The following is a 16,190-nucleotide window of genomic DNA, read 5'->3' as shown; positions in this document are numbered from 1 at the left end:
TACTACTTCGGACAATAATCCTGGGCAGCTCTCATTTCGCGTCAGGGGATTTACAAGAAACTCCATACTTCGTACACATGGCACATTAAGAAGTACGGGGGATTGAAACGTAGCGGCCTGTAGCCGCCAAGACAGCGGTCATGTCGAAGGCAATGTTAAAGTTCGCGCAGCGCGACGGCGATTCGTGCGCGTGCCGCGCGAATGGCAGGCGGCACTCCACCGGCAACACCCATCAATAACGCGAACAGCAGCCCCGCCGCCATCAAGGACGGCGTCACCCGGAATGCAAATGCAAGGTGTGAAAAGGTTTGCCAGTTCATGGTTCCCGTGGTCATGCCGTTGAGTGGCAGGACGGCGAAACACCCGAGCACTCCGCCGATGATCGAGATGCACAAGGCTTCAAAGAGGAACGATGTCACCACGCTGCCAGCGCCAAAACCCAAGGCGCGCATGGTGGCGATTTCGCGTGAGCGCTCTGCCACCGCAGAGTACATGGTGTTCAGCGCGCCGAGCACCGCGCCAATACCCATCACAATGGCGACCATGGTGCCGAGCACCTGAATGAGCGTGGTGATAGCACGCGATTGCTTGTCGTAGTAATCGAGTTCGCGGCTGGCCTGCAGAGTTACACGAGGGTCGGATGAAAGTGCATCCTTAAAACGGGTGAAGTCCTCAGGAGAATTCAACCGCGCGGTAACCGATTGGAATACGTTCGGAGGCCGCTTGTATACAGCTTTTATTACGCTGGAGTCGGCCCATACCTCCGAATCAAATGCGCTGCCGCCAGCGTCGAAAACTCCCACCACTGTCCACGTGCCACCACCAAAGTTAACCGTATTGCCAAGATCAAAGCCGCCATAAGTGCGGGCGACGTTGCGGCCAACCACCAACTCGTTGAGTCCCGGTTGGAAGAAACGGCCAGAAACTACCTTAACGGAGTCTCGCACCTCGAGTGCCTTGGGCGAGACGCCACGTACCTGCGCATTCGCGTCCGTGCCTGTCGCCTTAAGCGGGAAGGCCGCAATCACAACGACTTCGGCGCTTACCAGCGGCCCGGAAGCGCTGCGCGCAACACCCGGCGCATCTTCGATCACCCGTTCCTGCTCAAGCCTGATGCCACTTTCCATTTCCGCCGTGGCGCCACCACGGAGAACGATGGCGTTGCGCGGCGATCCGGAGGAGACCAGTGTTGTCTTGAAGCCTTTTGCCATCGACAACATGGCTACGAAGACACCAACCGTGCCGGCAATTCCGAGCACCGCGACCACCGTCGAAGTCCAACGAACTCGTAAGCTGTTCAAGTTGTAAGACAGCGGGATTGCCATGCTCACACCCTCCGCAACGCAGAAACCACATTGAGTCTCATCGCCGAGAGAGCGGGCAGTATGCCAGCGGCAACGCCCACGGCAAGCACCGTCGCCATCCCACTGATGACGCTCTCCAGCGACAGATGGAAGTACGGCAACATCCCATGCGTGGGATCACCATTCAGCGTAAGTAGCTTGGCGAGTCCGAGACCGAGTACCCCACCGATGGTCGCAACCAGCAGCGACTCGGCCAACACCAGGAACAGAACAAAGACGTCTGAAAATCCAACTGCCTTGAGCACGGCCAGTTCGCGCACGCGTTCACGGACGGCGATAGCCATGGTGTTGCCGGTGACCAACAGCAAGGTAAAGAACACGACCGCGCCTATGCTCATGATGAGCAACTGAATATTGCCTGCCTGCTTTGCAAACGAGGCGGCGAACGCTTTCTCGGTGTCGGTCTTGCTCTCCCATGGTGAGTTCGCGAATGTTTCGTCAATCTGCTTCGCTACTCTCGGCGAGTCATCGGGATTATCGACCTTAACGGTGTACCAGCCGACAAGGCCCTTCCAGTAAGGGTTCTCGCGCTCTTCGAGATACTTGTAATGGAACCAGAACTGGGTGGTATCGTCCTGCACGCGCTTGCCCCGATAGATCGCGCGGATGTTGAAGTCCCACGTTCCAGCGAAAATCGTGCCTTTGAGCGGGATACGATCGCCGAGCTTCCACTTAAACCGCTTTGCCAGTTCCGCTCCGACAATTGCACCTTCGCGATCCGCCATGTAGGCCTGCCACTGGTCATCGGAAATCACGTACTCCGGGAACATGGGACGGAAAGTCTCGTCATTGATTGCCATTTGGGCGAAGAAATTCCGCTCGTCCTGGTAGACGCCACCGAACCAGTTCTGGTGAGTAACCGCTTTCACGCCAGGGATGCGAAGCAGGCGCTCCTTATACGAAATCGGCAGCGGTTGAATGATGGAGACCTTGTTCACGACGACAAGACGGTCGGCGCCTGCTACCTCCACTCCCTGGTTAAAGGCGCCGCGAACGACTGCGAGCAATCCAAACAGGAAGAGCGCCACGGCGAACGATCCGATAGTGAGCAGCGTCCGGATCTTTTTGCGGAACAGGTTTGCAACGATCAGACGGCGATACTTCATGGCCGCGCTCCAGCACTATCCGCTACTTTCTGCCCCTCGACGAGCACGCCCTTGTTGAGGTGCAGCAGGACGTGGGCGCGCTCGGCGGCCATGGGATCATGCGTCACCAGGAGTACGGTCTTACCGTGCTCACGGACGAGGCGGTCGATCAGGTCCATGATCTCGTCGGCGCTCTTGCGGTCGAGGTCGCCTGTAGGCTCGTCGCATAACAGGAAGGTAGGGTCCGCTACGATAGCGCGCGCGATTCCGACGCGCTGCTCCTGTCCACCGGAAAGCTGGCGCGGAAAGTGGTGCATACGATCCCTAAGTCCGACCACTTCCAGTGCGGTCTCAACGTGGCTGCGGCGCTCCGCTTTCGAGAGTTTGGTCAGCAGCAGCGGCAATTCAACATTCTGAAAAGCAGTAAGAACCGGGATCAGATTGTACATCTGGAAAATGAAGCCGACGTGGCGCGCGCGCCATGTTGTCAGCTTGCTCGCTGATAAGCGCGTGATCTCGTCTCCTGCGACGGTGATCGTACCGTTCGTCGGGAGATCGATGCCGCCCAAAAGATTCAGCAGAGTAGTTTTCCCTGAACCGCTGGGCCCCATGAAAGCCACGAAGTCACCGGCATCCACGTCGAGGTTTAAACCTTGCAAGACGTGAATCTCTTCGCTTCCGCGCGTGTACTTCTTGTCTAATCCGCGCACGCGGACAAGGCTTGAGCTGTCACCTCGGCCATCGACTCTGACCATAATCTTCTCCTCGAGAACGGAGCTACTTTCCGAATTGTGATGCATCGGCGCTGGTCAATTTCAAGAGTTTGCTAGCGCTTGATGTCTACCTGTTTGCCGTCGCGAAGTCCATCGAATCCACTGACCACGACCTGGTCACCGCCAACTAAACCCGCGATGATCTCCTGATCGCTTCCGCGGGTTGCGCCGACGCGGACTGATCGCCGCTCGACCTTTCCCTCGTGATACACGTAAACGATCTGGCTGCCGTTATCGTTCCGCACGGCTGCCTGCGGGACTAGGACATTCGCGCCCGATTGCGCCTTTTTTGGCCCATCTCCCAGAAACGTCACTTTGACGCCCATGTCCGGCAGGATGCGGGGATCAAGCTGGTCGAAAGAGATGCGCACTTTCACGGTTGCCTTCTGCCGGTCTGCCGTGGGAATGACGGTGCGTACCTTGGCAGGAATCTGCCAATCGGGATACGCGTCGAGAACCGCTGTCACCGGCATGCCGGGTCTGACGCGCGCAATGTAGGATTCGTTCACATCCACTTCAATCTCAATCGACTTCATGTCGACGATAGTTGCAATTCCTGTACGGGTGAATCCGCCACCGGCCGAGAGTGGTGAAACAATCTCGCCGATTTGCGCGTCTTTGGAAACAATGATGCCGGCAAACGGCGAGCGCACCGTGCAATTGTCCAGGTCTTGTTGCGCGACTCGGATGCGCTCGTCCGCAGCGCGAGTCTGCTCATTGGTGAGCGCAATTTTCGCTTTAAGACTGTCGACGGTGGTGCGTGCCAGGTCGAGGGCTTGCGTGCTGGTGACACCTTGATTTTGCAGAGTCAGCGTACGGCGAAGTTCCCGCTCCGCGTTCGCAAGTTGCACTTGCAGGTCGCTCAACCCCGCGGCCGTTGCGTCCCGCTCGGCCTTGGCAGAGTTCAACCGGACGCGTGCATCGGAATCGTCAAGTACGGCGAGCACCTGGCCATCGCCCACTCGCATTCCTTCCTCGGCGTTCAATTGGACCACGCGTCCAGTAATCTTGGCGGCCACCGTGGCACGGCGACGCGGCGTTACGTATCCGCTGGCATTCAAGAGAACTTCCCTGGCCTCGGCGGGTGCGTGCGCGGAGACCACTTCGACCACCGGAGCCTTGCTTCTGAAGGCAAAAACACCCGCAGCGATGAGCAGTACTGCTCCAAAGGTCGCGGCAAACCACCGCAGCCACTTGGACGTAGCGCCCTTGCGCGCACTATCGTCGATCCGTAGATTCGACAGATCAGGCCTTGTGGGAGTTTGTAGCGGATTCATCCCCAATCGCCTCCAGTCACAAGCTTTCAACTCTCATTAGCGAAGCCCGTTGCAAGTAAACCACATCGCTTGAGCGCACGCTACTCAGCTTGATGAGAGTAGCCAAACATCGATTTGTCCTTCACTCCTCTGAATTGATGCTCGATTATTTCGTTTGCTCCCCTTGTTTGACCTCTGGATCAGAGCTATGGTGTGCCAACTTGGCAAGACCTGCGGGCTTGTAGCTCTCCGATGTTACATGTGGCATAAGCCAAGAATCCGGTTACTGAAGTGGCTTTGGAAAGGTGCCACTTTGAAAGTAGCCTTAGCCTAGCCGCTCCGTTCGATCATGCAAGCTACTTCCCCGTGGCTCGCGTCCAAGGTAACGGCTCGCAATGAGGTTGTGTTGTGATTGCTCCCGTGGGTCCTCTCTCTTTTAGAAGCTCCAACTCCGCCACTCACTTGAGCCCCGATGTTTCCTTTCTGAAGCAACTTGCAAGCTCGATCTTCTTGCTGATTGCGCTGACGTTGTTGAACTCCCCACTTGCAGTAGCACAGACACCGGTTACGAATGGTTACAAAGATTTTTCATTCGGCACCTCCGGCATCACCGCAACCACTGGCGAGAAACCGGAAAGCAAGCTGTGGTATACACCCGACGGAATCTGGTGGGGTAATTTTTACAACGATCCCGCGCGGCAATATCACATTTATCGTTTCGTTCCATCCACGCAGTCATGGGTGGACACCGGAACTGCCGTGGATAATCGCACCAGCAGCAAGTCCGATGCGCTTTGGGACGGACAGAAGCTGTACATCGTCTCCCACATCTTCACGACGAACGCGGTCGCGACGAGTTCCAACTGGGGACGGCTCTACCGCTATTCCTATAACTCAACCAACAGAACGTACACTCTCGACTCCGGATTTCCCGTCACCAACGTGACACGAGGCAAGTCTGAAACTCTGACCATCGCTAAAGACTCCACCGGCAAGCTCTGGGTGACCTATGTTGAGGGCGGCAAACCCATGGTGAACCGCACAACCGGCAGCGACGCCCAGTGGGGCACCCCGTTCGTAATGCCCGGCGATACCACTACAACGACGGTCACAACCGACGACATTTCCTCCATCATTGCGTTTGGCGGGGACAAGGTCGGAATAATGTGGTCGAACCAGAACACGTCACGGTTCTATTTCTCCGTGCACGCGGACGGCGGTTCCGACACGGCCTGGACACAGGAAATCCCAATCACCGGTCCAACAGGTCTGTCGGACGATCACATCAATTTGAAAACGACATCGGACGGCCGCGTATTCGCTGCCGTGAAAACGTCGTTCACCGCGTCTGCGGATCCGTTAATCAAGCTGCTGGTCCGCGGAGCAGGCGGGGGCTGGACAGACTATAACTTTGGCCGCAAAACCGATCACCACACGCGGCCCATCGTGGTTCTCGACCCGCCGAGCAGCACCCTATACGTATTCGCAACGTCTCCTGAAAGCGGCGGCGCCATTTATTACAAGAGTTCGAACATCAACAACATTTCCTTCCCTGTAGGACTCGGAACGCCTTTCATCCGCAACACAAGCGAAAACAACATCAACGATGCAACCTCCAGCAAGCAGAACGTAACCAGCAGTTCAGGTCTGCTGGTTGCAGCCACGAACAATACTGTCCGGGCGTACTACCACAATAGCTTCGGCCTTGGCAGTTCCAGTGGCGCGCCCACCATTACGTCCTTTACTCCCACCAGCGGCTCAGCCGGCGATCAGGTCACCATCACCGGGACAAATTTCACTGGGACAACGGCCGTCTCATTCAACGGAACGAACACGGCAACGTTCAACATCGCTTCCGATACTCAATTGACTGCGAGCGTTCCGCTCGGAGCTACATCCGGAAAGATTGCCGTAACCAATGCCGCAGGAACCGGCACGAGCAGCAGCGACTTCAGCATCGCGTCTGCGCCGCCGACAATTACGTCCTTTACTCCGGCAAGTGGCCCCGTCGGCACAGCCGTGACAATCACCGGCACAAACTTCACCAACTCATCTGCAGTCAAGTTCAACGGGACGACCGCAACATTCACGGTCACCAACGCGACGACGATCCAAACAACTGTCCCTGGCGGAGCCCAGACCGGAAAGATTTCGGTCACAGCTCCAGGTGGAACCGCCAGCAGCGCCAACGATTTCACGGTCACCACGACGCCTCCCGGCACGCAGACATTTACCCTGAATCCCACGGCGGACACGTACGTACGTGGCGGAACCTACTCAAGCACGAATTTCGGTGCTTCGACGCTCCTCAACGCACGTACATCCACCGTACCGGACAACTATCGTGACGCTTACCTCAAGTATGATTTGGGCACGATCAGCAGCGTCACGTCTGCGAAGATTCAATTCCTTTCGCGTCTTGGAACGACCGCGTCAGTGCTCACCGAGGTTCGCTCTGTGGCCGACACGAGTTGGGCCGAGGCAGGCATGACGTATGACACCCGCCCCGCACTGGGCACCGTGTTGGGCACCGTCACCGTGAGTGGCTCGACGTACGTATGGTACGAAGTGGACGTCACCAGTTACGTGCAGTCGGAAAAGGCGGCAGGCAGAAACACCGTCAGCGTCGCTCTACATGACTCCGTAGATTCCGGAACCTATCGCATCATCTACGCCAAGGAATGGTCTGCGGCGAACGCCGCAAAGCTTGTCGTCGTCGGTAACTGATGGACCTGCAGTGCGGAGGCTTCCCTCCTCAGCCGTTCGCCGCGCGCTCCATCGCTGCGATGTCCAACTTGACCATCTTCATCACGGCCGCCATCACCCGCTTCGCCTTCTCCGGATCGCGCATCAGGCTTCCTATGACTTTGGGAACCACTTGCCACGAAAGCCCATATTTGTCCTTCAGCCATCCGCACTGCGCCTCTTTTCCGCCGGCCGAAAGCTTCTCCCAGTAATAATCGATTTCTTCCTGGGTATCGCAGTTGACCACCAGCGAAATCGCCTCGGTGAACTTGAAGTGTGGACCGCCATTGAGCGCCAGGAATTCGCGCCCATCCAGATCAAAGCTCACCACCATCACGCTTCCCGCCGGCCCCGGACTTCCCTCCGGATATCGGCTCACTTGCTTGATCTTCGAATTCTTGAACACCGAAACGTAGAAGTTGACGGCCTCTTCGGCTTGATTGTCGAACCACAAAAATGTGCTGATCTTGTCCATGAGGCTTCTCCTTTCAATTGAGGCTGGCATCCCGCCCCACCATCGCAGGTATATCGAACGGCAACAGTCGAAATCGACACCCTCAGGATTATTCCAACACGTGTCACCCGCATAGAAGAACGTCATTTACCATGTCTTCCAGCAGTGTCGATCTGCAACAAACCGGCTGGCAATTTACGAAGGGACTCAAAACTTCTTGAAGACATCAGATTGTTACCGAACAGCTGAAACTCTCACTCCAGATAAGATGCACGAACGCCTATCCCTGGAGTTGTACAGTCCAGCGTGTCGGAAGCGCATATGAGCGTTGCTTCCAAGACAAAGATAGGAAAGCGCGTCGCGCTGGTCAGCATCGCGGTTAGCGCTACGCTGGCTCTTACCAAGATCATCGTCGGACTGCTGGCCAACTCGACCGCGGTCGTGGCAGACGGCGTCGAGTCGGCGGGCGACGTGGTTGCCTCTGGCTTTGTTCTATTCGGGTTTGTGATCGCAGAGAGGCCAGCGGATGATAACCATCCATACGGGCACGGTCGTTATGAGACTCTCACCGGCTTGGTGGTGGGAATCATCCTTGTGCTCGGCGGCATTGGCATCGCATATAGATCGCTTCAGCACGTTGGCGAAACGCATGCTGCGCCGGCGCTCTACGGCATATGGCCGCTGCTACTCTCAATGGTTTCGAAAGCAGCCCTTTCGGCAGTAAAGTTTCGTTACGGCCGAAAGATAGGCAGTTCTGCCCTCATCGCGGATGCATGGAACGACTTCGTAGACATTCTTTCCGCAGTCACCGCTATGACCGCCCTTGGTTTAACTTTGTATGATCCTTCCCGTTTCCTCGCCGCGGATCACTACGGCGGCTTTGCCGTCGGCCTGATCGTGATTATCACCGGCTTCCGTGTCGCAAAAGACACTTCTGACCGCTTGACCGACACCATGCCGCCGCCGGAACTGCTGGAGGAGATCCGATCTGTGGCGAAAAAGGTGGATGGGGTTTACGACGTTGAAAAATGCTATGCGCGGAGTGGTGGGCTTCAGTACTACGTCGATCTACATCTTGAAGTTGATCCTGAGATGACGGTTAGCAGATCTCACGACATCGCCACTGAAGTACGATTCGCAATTCGCAACCAGCTTGACTGGGTCGCTGACGTGCTCGTACACGTAGAGCCGGCGCCAGCAAAGCCGCATCAGAACAGCACCGGTCTCGCGCCAGCCACCTGAGGAATGCGGCTCAATGACATGACCGTGTGATGCTCTCGGGCTTCCCGTGTTGTTGGCACTTGCAGGCGGCGGTCGAAGCCGCCTGCAAGTGTGGGCGCAAGCATCTTTTTGTGGTGAGAAGTTAGAACGAGATGCTGATAGCGATTCCGGGACGGGTGGGATACCTGCGGTTGTGAAGGTAGTACCCGTCATCCACGTACTCGACATAAACATCGTCGGTTTCGTACCAGTTGGGTTCCCAGTATTCTGGATACGGATCAACGGGAGTGAACCAGTAGCCCGCGAATTGGAATCGCGGATTCCCGCCTACGATCATGAATGGGAGACTGTGTACGCGGAACCAGTGATCGCGGCCATAGTGGCGATGGAAATAGCTGGCAGGAATGCGATGGCCGTGATAGCCGCCTCGTTGCCGCCATGTGCGGTGCTCAGACTCCCAGCTCCGTGCTCGATAATGATGCCAACTATCTCGTTGTTGGTTTTCATGTGCACGCCGCTGTTCATGCGTGCGCTCCATTTGCCGATATTGCGCGCGGTCTGACCGTTCTTGCCGGGTGCGCTGCTGCTTGTAGTCCCGCTTGCCATGCCACTTTCCGTTCTCCTGGTGGGCGGCATGCTTTTCGGACTTTCCGTGTTTTTTTTCTTGGCCGTGCTGTGCGAAGCCAAAGGTTGTGGCGCCGACCAGCATCAACAAAAATGCTACGAATAAAACTCCAACTCGTTTCATGGTGTTGCCTCACTTCACTCACAGATTAAATGAAGGTTGTTCCCGCTTCAATGAAAGGAAAAGAGGAGCCCAGCGTTGGGATTTGCTCACCCGGAAAAGGATGACCTTAGCCACGTCCACGCCTCAATGCCACTCTAGAAGCTGGCGCCTGCATCATCGGCGGTTCGGCATCTAGCCACACCTCTGCCATTTGCGCATCGAACACGAGCCATCCCAGTCAGCCATTGTCCGGGGCGGCCATGACCTCATCAGCACTTTGGCCACGTCATCCAGCCGATAGTCGACTATGCCAGCCGCGGACCCAAACCTCCAATCACGGAGGGTCAGTGAACTTGAGTGCTAAACGTGGGACAGAGCCAGCGCCTGAGCAGTGACACAAACGTGCAGTCTTTACGACCCTCACGAAAGGCGCAGGAACAAACTACTTGTAGCTTATTAAAGTCTTGGAGGCGCGGGGCGGAATCGAACCGCCGAATAAAGATTTTGCAGAGCGCACCCTGTACCTGTGGCAGGGTGTTGTGGAGTGTTGCACAGTAGCAAAATCAACGACTTACAAAATCTCGTACCAACCCACAACACCCCACAACATCAGGAACTGTCTACAGAATCGTCTACAGTTGACGTGGGAGCCGGGACGTCCAATCCTGATGGCCTATCTGCCTTGTTGTTCACCAAAACCTACACGCGTACGAGAATACCCACGCTATGGCTGGTGTACTTCATAACTCGCTCAATTTCCTTTACATTGCCGTCCGAAACGCAGACGTGATTTCGACTTCGTCTTCGTTGGAACCAAACCATGAAGAAGCGCTAATAACTATCGTGTTCGCTGCTTCGGCTTTAGAAGCCTTCATCAATGAGCGGATTGAAATGGCATCCATGCTCTGCGAAATCTCCCAGCAGCCTTCTACCGTTCACGACTTTTCCAGAATCATGACTGACCCGTTTCAGAAAGGTTCAGCAGGGCGGCACTGCAACCAGCAGACCGGAAGGTCGAATTCCTAGGCCGCTGCCTCCCCCATCTCCTGTTCCGTGAAGCTGCTGATTGTCTGCTTTAGTTGCGAGTCAACTTCATCGGCTATGGTCATTACGTCGATAAGCAAGAGGCTAAAATCGACGGTGCTCAGGTTGTTCTGTAAGGTTTGGAATATGCTGACCTGAAGAATGCGAGATTCCTCTACTATCATCGGAATTGAATAGCCTTGTTCATGGCGGGTTCTTCCGTGCTCGACGGCAGCGTGCGAGACCTGTTTCGTCCCAAGACTTCGCGGAACCCGCAATCGATGAACAAGTTCCTGAAGCAATTTGGGAAGGTGCCCTGTGCGCTGCTCCTTGCCGAGTGGCACGCGGGTCAGTTCCCCCTCACGCTCAACTCGCACCAGCCAATCATCGATAGTCACCAACGCATCACGTTCCAATATGGCGGCTACTCGTTCGGGGTTGGTCAGCTTCCGCGCCCCCCGTTTCTGTAACTTCTCACGAATGAGTGTGAGAAGCGTCGGAAGAGCCATCGGTTTCACAAGGATTTCGTCCGCTTGCAACAGGATGGCATCCATGGCCTCTTGCAACGCGGGGTATCCAGTAAACACCAGTGTGACCGCGTCTGGGTTCGTATGGCGCATCGCACTCACCACTGTGAAGCCGTCACCCGCTCCGGGCATATGCAAGTCACAGAGCAGCACGTCGAACTGCTCCGTATCGATTAGATGCAGAGCCTCACCCACGTTTGCTGCTGTGGTAACCCGAAATTGGCTGATTGCTAATGCGGCCTCTAACGATGAACGCACCTGTTCGTTATCGTCTACTACCAAAACTCTCGGATATCCCGTTTCGTTGTTTGTTGCTGCATCGCGCATGATGCCCTCTTTGAGTGCTTTCAATTGAGATGCTGCAAGGTTCAACTCGGATCACAAAAAAACGGGACACAAGCCTGATTCGGAACGCCGCGCCGTCATCTCGCCTAAAACGGTGTAGCGGTCGGTCAACTGAGGTCTGGTGTTCGGGAGTTCACCGTCATTCCCGTCAGGACGAAAACGGCAGGTGGAAGCACGAACTGTCTACAATTTCGTCTACAGTGCTGAACTGGTCAACAGGTGGGGAATTTGTAAGTACTTGAAAATCTTGGAGGCGCGGGGCGGAATCGAACCGCCGAATAAAGGTTTTGCAGACCTCTGCCTTACCGCTTGGCTACCGCGCCTAATTCTTAAGGAGGGAGGCTTTCGCCTTCTAGAAGTAATTGTACCTTCTTGGGTGCGCGACTCGCTAGAGGAACAAACTTGATCCAGAAAAAACTGCACCCAGAAACACCAAACCCTCGCATTCAGCGAGGGCCACCAAGTTTTATCTGGAGCGGGAGACGGGATTTGAACCCGCGACTTCGACCTTGGCAAGGTCGCACTCTACCACTGAGTTACTCCCGCTCTACGAAAGGGATTATAGCCAAGCACCAGAGGGTCGGTCAAATCTGCTGCGCGCACATCGCGTGGAAAACAGCGCGTAGCGCGAATGAATGAAGAGCGTTCTCAACTCTGTCGGCCGCCATTCGTACAACCACTTGCGAAAACCGCAGAAGCGGACACGTGGGGCATTGCTTACTGCTTCAGCACCCATTGCGGATCGTCGTCGGAGCGCACGACGAGTCCGTCGCGCATGTGGATAATGCGGTCTCCGAAACTTGCGGCCTCGGGATTGTGCGTGATCATCAGCACGGTTTGCCCGAGTTCCTTGTTTGACTGGCGCAACATGGAGAGCACAACGTCCGAGTTCTTCGAGTCGAGATTTCCCGTAGGCTCATCGGCCAGAACGATCGCAGGCTTGTTGATGAGCGCGCGCGCCAGCGCAACACGCTGCTGCTCGCCGCCGCTCAGTTCCGACGGACGATGGTCGAGTCGTTTATCGATGCCGAGTAGCCCTGCGATGCGCTGGAAGTGAGCCTTGTCCCGATCGGCATCAGCGCCGGCGATGTCACGGGCGATTTCTATATTGGCGCGCGCGTCCAGTGTCGGAAGCAGATTGAATTTCTGGAATACGAAACCGATTTTGCGCTTGCGCATGCGCGTGCGCTCGGCGTCGGAAAGGACGGCGAAGTCGTCGCCATCGACTACGACTCGGCCGGAGTCTGCGCGCGTCAGTCCGCCGAGCATATAGAACAGCGTGGATTTGCCGCTGCCCGAGGGACCAACAATGCTGATGAACTCGCCGGCTTCGACGGTGAACGAAACTCCCCGCACTGCCGGCACATCGACCTTACCAATGCGGTAGGTCTTCTGGACGTTTTCTACTTGAATGATTGCTGACATGCGAACTGATTGATATTACACGAACAACTCGGCCAAGCGCCCTGCTAAAGACACAGCACGCATCGTGTCGCGTGATGGTGGTGATGATGATTGCCCTCGCCGGAATATAAAGCGGGAGACGTTGCGCGTCTCCCGGTTAGCGGCGTTCTGTTGCTGTGGAGGTCTTTTTTTACCAAGACGGTGATTACCAAACGGTAAGTTTCACTTGATCGAGCCACACCGAGTAGTCGGTCATGTCCTTGTTGCCGTCCATCTGGAACGCGACGTTCAGCTCGTAAGAGCCAGAGCTGTGCGCTGCGTATGAACGATTGATATAGTTCTTTTTACCGTTGAGAGTGACGGAAACAAACTTCGCTCTGTTGTCAGAGGTCCGCTGGAACTCGAAAACCACATGATTCCAAGTGTAAGCTTGCGGAGCCGAGCATGGAATCCCAGTCGAAATCCACTTGCGCGCTACACCGTCGAACACATCCCAGGTCTTGTGGTCCTTGTAGTCGCACTGAGTACCGAAGATGAAACGCTTGCCGTTCTGGGCCTGGTTGACGTCGAACTCAAGCGCCTGCGCTGCTCCGGGATTCTTTATGTAGAAGTACATGTCATAAACAAAATTCTTCACACTGGCATTGCCGCCGAGCTGCTTCCACCACAACGCCGCCGCATAAGGATTCGTGCCGCCAAGGAAAAACTGGGTTGACGATCCGTCCATGGAAGGACTTGAAATGCCCCGCTTCATCCAGTAGCTGGCGGTGGTACCGTTGCCACCCGGGCCAGCGCAGCGATCGCACCACTGCCAGCCGCTCATTTGTTCGATCTTGCTGAACACCTTGGCACCCGAACCCGGCTCCGGTGAGCCGCCTGTGTAATTGGAGGTGGACGACCTCACGCTGATAGTTCTTGAAGACTTCTGGACTCTGCCCGCTTTATCCCACGCCTGAACAGTGACCGAATGAGTGCCATTGCTCAAGGCGATCTTGGTGTCGATCCTGGCGGAGTTGGTGAGGTAAACGCTGTTGTTGTCCACGTAAATACGCATTGCAGTCACAGTGCTTGTTGATGTTGCACTGGCGACGAAGTGGACTGGCGAGCTGACAGTCGAGCCACTCGCGGGAGAAGATACTATCACCGACGCAAAAGACGCAGTGACTAAGATCAGCAGAGCCGACGCAATTCTAAGTGCGTTCTTCAAAAGATCAAGACCTCCAGGATAATTGCGAACTCGCGCAACTTTAAAATCCCGAGGTCGAATGGAACAGCAGCCATACTGCCTAGCTGGAGCTAGGTTTTGGCCCTAGTATGCGTCGGGTGGAACCCCTAAGAGGTACGAGCCAGAACTTATTACCTAGGCATTCAAACTGATGAAAAATGGCCACTTATTTGCAAGTTCCCGGTCTGACTGAGAGTTCCAGGAGCTACTTGGGTTCTGGAGTAGAGGGTGTGAGAAGCAGTTCGAGGCACTCAGGTTTTCGGCTGACGATTCGGACTAAGGCTTTAGAACCAACTCAGGACGCTACAGGGCGCGACGCGCCTGTCCCCGGCGCGGTCACGCGCTTTGGGCCGCGCTTTCGCACGAGTAACAGGCGTATACGTTCCAGCAGTTCGACCGGCGCGTACGTACCTTTGGGAAGGAAGAGATCCGCCAGCGTTTCTCTCTCGTAAGCTTTGACTTTGCCCGAGAACAGGATGGCAGGAATATGCGGCGCAATGGCCTTGATACGGGCAATCAACTCCGTACCGTCCATTCCTGGCATCACCAGATCGGTCAGTACCAGGTCGATTCCGCCCTTCTGGAAAACTTCCAGAGCCTCCTCTGCGCCCGAACAGATCACCACTCGATAGCCGCGCGTTTCCAGCATAACCTTGCGAATAGATAGAGATTGTTCGTTGTCATCGACGCAGAGAATCGTACGTTTTGGCTTCATTCGTAATCCCTATGATACTTGCACGGCAATCGGGAGACGCAGCCTACTCGGTCCGCGGAGGCGCTGTTTCGATTTCCAGAGCGAAGCGCATCCTACGGTGAAAGCGTCGCCGTGTAAAGTGTCGCGAAAGCCAATACAGTTTTGATCTACTGGTTTGCTCAGGTTACGCGGCGCGAACCGTCGTCCGCGCTGCTTCTGCGAAATTTGCGCTTACGGTTCGAGCAACACCTCACCGGCCATGACCTTGACGGCATTGCCCGAAACTCTGACGTTAACGACTCCGTCACCGGCCCTGGTGGCGCGGAAGTAGATACGGCTGGCGCGCTTAATCTCCAGTCCTTGCTCGATGAGCGCTCGCTGGTCGCTTGCGACAACGCCATGCCTGACAGCCCAGGCGGCGCAACATCCCGCCGCGGAGCCGGTTGCCGGATCTTCGCCGTTATAGAAGATCATTCGCGCATGAAGTTGCGCCTCGGGGCTGACCGTCTCGCGGCTAACGAAATAGAAGAACTTTGCGTCCGTCCTGGCGAGATAGTCCGAACAGCGCTCCCAGTTGGTTCGCAACTGTGCGAGCGTGCTTAACGAACGGAACGGAACGATTGCGAAAGCCATGCCGGTCGAGGTTGTCTGGATTGGCAGATCGGCGGCGATCTCCTCAACGTTGACGCCTACGGCGCGAGCAACCTCCTCGCGCGAGTGCACGGAGCCGAACTCGGGATCGCGCTGCCGCATCTCGCCCGTCACACTCCCGCTTGGGTCGCTGGAGAAGGTGACTGGAATCTTCCCAACGTTAAGATCCAACTCGATGCGATCCTTGCCGTCGCGTTCGCGCAAGAACATGGCAGTGCCAAGCGTTGGGTGTCCGGCAAACGGAAGTTCTTCTCCGGTCGTAAAGATACGCACGCGCACGCCACGGTCGAGCTCGGTTTGCGAGTCGCGCGGGATCACGAACGTAGTCTCTGACAGATTCGTCTCTCGCGCGAGCGCCTGCATCTCGGCGTCGCTGAGGCCCCGCGCATCAGTGAAGACGGCGAGCTGGTTCCCTTCCAGCCGTCGAGAAGTGAAGACGTCATATTGCACATAGGGGAAAGTGCGATGTTCTTTCATGGCATTTCTTCCGGAGAGAATTGTACGCGAACAGAAACAGTCAGCAGCGCTGGGTGGCTGTTTTGTTTTGTGAGTGAGAATACTTGGCGGAAGCGTGTGCGAGTCGAACACACCTTCGACAGGACGAACCTGCCGAACGCCGGTTTTGAAGACCGGGAGGATCACCGGACCCCGTTCGCTTCCGTTCCCATTCCGATTACAACCGACTCCAGCACCGGC

General features: G+C 56.0%; 14 protein-coding genes and 3 tRNA genes. 2 read left to right on the top strand and 15 right to left on the bottom strand.

Annotated features, from left to right (window positions below; translation table 11 throughout):
• Nucleotides 1-155 precede the first annotated feature (155 nt).
• From VN622_05315 to VN622_05300, 4 genes are all read right to left on the bottom strand, one after another.
• Complete coding sequence (locus VN622_05315) at nucleotides 156-1,325, bottom strand: ABC transporter permease (protein ID HWR35271.1); 1,170 nt, start codon at nucleotides 1,323-1,325, stop codon at nucleotides 156-158.
• A 2-nt stretch (nucleotides 1,326-1,327) separates the two neighbouring features.
• On the bottom strand, nucleotides 1,328-2,470 hold the full coding sequence (locus tag VN622_05310; GenBank protein HWR35270.1) for an FtsX-like permease family protein: 1,143 nt from the start codon (nucleotides 2,468-2,470) through the stop codon (nucleotides 1,328-1,330).
• Nucleotides 2,467-3,204 carry an ABC transporter ATP-binding protein gene (locus VN622_05305; protein ID HWR35269.1) on the bottom strand — a complete coding sequence of 246 codons (738 nt, stop codon included), beginning with the start codon at nucleotides 3,202-3,204 and terminating at the stop codon, nucleotides 2,467-2,469. Before VN622_05305 ends, VN622_05310 begins: the two co-directional genes overlap by 4 nt.
• Nucleotides 3,205-3,275: 71 nt before the next feature.
• Nucleotides 3,276-4,499, bottom strand: coding sequence for an efflux RND transporter periplasmic adaptor subunit (locus VN622_05300; GenBank protein HWR35268.1), 1,224 nt, complete (start codon nucleotides 4,497-4,499; stop codon nucleotides 3,276-3,278).
• 387 nt (nucleotides 4,500-4,886) lie between these two features.
• On the opposite strand from VN622_05300, the gene VN622_05295 reads away from it, so the two are divergent.
• Entirely contained in the window at nucleotides 4,887-7,205 is a 2,319-nt protein-coding gene (locus tag VN622_05295) for an IPT/TIG domain-containing protein (GenBank protein ID HWR35267.1), read from the top strand.
• A 28-nt stretch (nucleotides 7,206-7,233) separates the two neighbouring features.
• Here the strand turns inward: VN622_05295 and VN622_05290 are convergent, their stop codons facing one another.
• The gene (locus VN622_05290; GenBank protein ID HWR35266.1) at nucleotides 7,234-7,698 is read right to left on the bottom strand and encodes a VOC family protein; all 465 of its coding nucleotides are present in this window, start codon (nucleotides 7,696-7,698) and stop codon (nucleotides 7,234-7,236) included.
• 300 nt (nucleotides 7,699-7,998) lie between these two features.
• On the opposite strand from VN622_05290, the gene VN622_05285 reads away from it, so the two are divergent.
• Nucleotides 7,999-8,919 carry a cation diffusion facilitator family transporter gene (locus tag VN622_05285; protein ID HWR35265.1) on the top strand — a complete coding sequence of 307 codons (921 nt, stop codon included), beginning with the start codon at nucleotides 7,999-8,001 and terminating at the stop codon, nucleotides 8,917-8,919.
• A 121-nt stretch (nucleotides 8,920-9,040) separates the two neighbouring features.
• Here the strand turns inward: VN622_05285 and VN622_05280 are convergent, their stop codons facing one another.
• The 10 genes from VN622_05280 to VN622_05235 all read right to left on the bottom strand — a co-directional run bounded on the left by VN622_05280 (nucleotide 9,041) and on the right by VN622_05235 (nucleotide 16,154).
• Entirely contained in the window at nucleotides 9,041-9,235 is a 195-nt protein-coding gene (locus VN622_05280) for a hypothetical protein (GenBank protein ID HWR35264.1), read from the bottom strand.
• Entirely contained in the window at nucleotides 9,232-9,504 is a 273-nt protein-coding gene (locus VN622_05275; GenBank protein ID HWR35263.1) for a hypothetical protein, read from the bottom strand. The genes VN622_05280 and VN622_05275 overlap by 4 nt, the downstream gene beginning before the upstream one ends.
• A gap of 1,143 nt (nucleotides 9,505-10,647) precedes the next feature.
• Nucleotides 10,648-11,526: a response regulator gene (locus VN622_05270; GenBank protein HWR35262.1), complete on the bottom strand. Its 879-nt coding sequence runs from the start codon at nucleotides 11,524-11,526 to the stop codon at nucleotides 10,648-10,650.
• 242 nt (nucleotides 11,527-11,768) lie between these two features.
• Nucleotides 11,769-11,843, bottom strand: a tRNA-Cys gene (locus VN622_05265).
• 148 nt (nucleotides 11,844-11,991) lie between these two features.
• Nucleotides 11,992-12,066, bottom strand: a tRNA-Gly gene (locus tag VN622_05260).
• A 171-nt stretch (nucleotides 12,067-12,237) separates the two neighbouring features.
• Nucleotides 12,238-12,945, bottom strand: a complete 708-nt coding sequence (locus tag VN622_05255; GenBank protein ID HWR35261.1) for an ABC transporter ATP-binding protein — start codon at nucleotides 12,943-12,945, stop codon at nucleotides 12,238-12,240.
• A 184-nt stretch (nucleotides 12,946-13,129) separates the two neighbouring features.
• A complete protein-coding gene (locus tag VN622_05250) occupies nucleotides 13,130-14,068 on the bottom strand; it encodes an Ig-like domain-containing protein (GenBank protein HWR35260.1) in 939 nt (312 codons plus the stop codon).
• Nucleotides 14,069-14,444: 376 nt separating this feature from the next.
• Complete coding sequence (locus VN622_05245; GenBank protein HWR35259.1) at nucleotides 14,445-14,864, bottom strand: response regulator; 420 nt, start codon at nucleotides 14,862-14,864, stop codon at nucleotides 14,445-14,447.
• 210 nt (nucleotides 14,865-15,074) lie between these two features.
• Complete coding sequence (locus VN622_05240) at nucleotides 15,075-15,971, bottom strand: PhzF family phenazine biosynthesis protein (GenBank protein HWR35258.1); 897 nt, start codon at nucleotides 15,969-15,971, stop codon at nucleotides 15,075-15,077.
• Nucleotides 15,972-16,055: 84 nt separating this feature from the next.
• Nucleotides 16,056-16,154, bottom strand: a tRNA-Sec gene (locus VN622_05235).
• Nucleotides 16,155-16,190: the final 36 nt, after the last annotated feature.

The sequence above is a fragment of the Clostridia bacterium genome (genome assembly GCA_035561135.1).
GTDB lineage: Bacteria > Acidobacteriota > Terriglobia > Terriglobales > Acidobacteriaceae > DATMYA01.
This window is presented reverse-complemented; position numbering and strand designations above follow the sequence as displayed.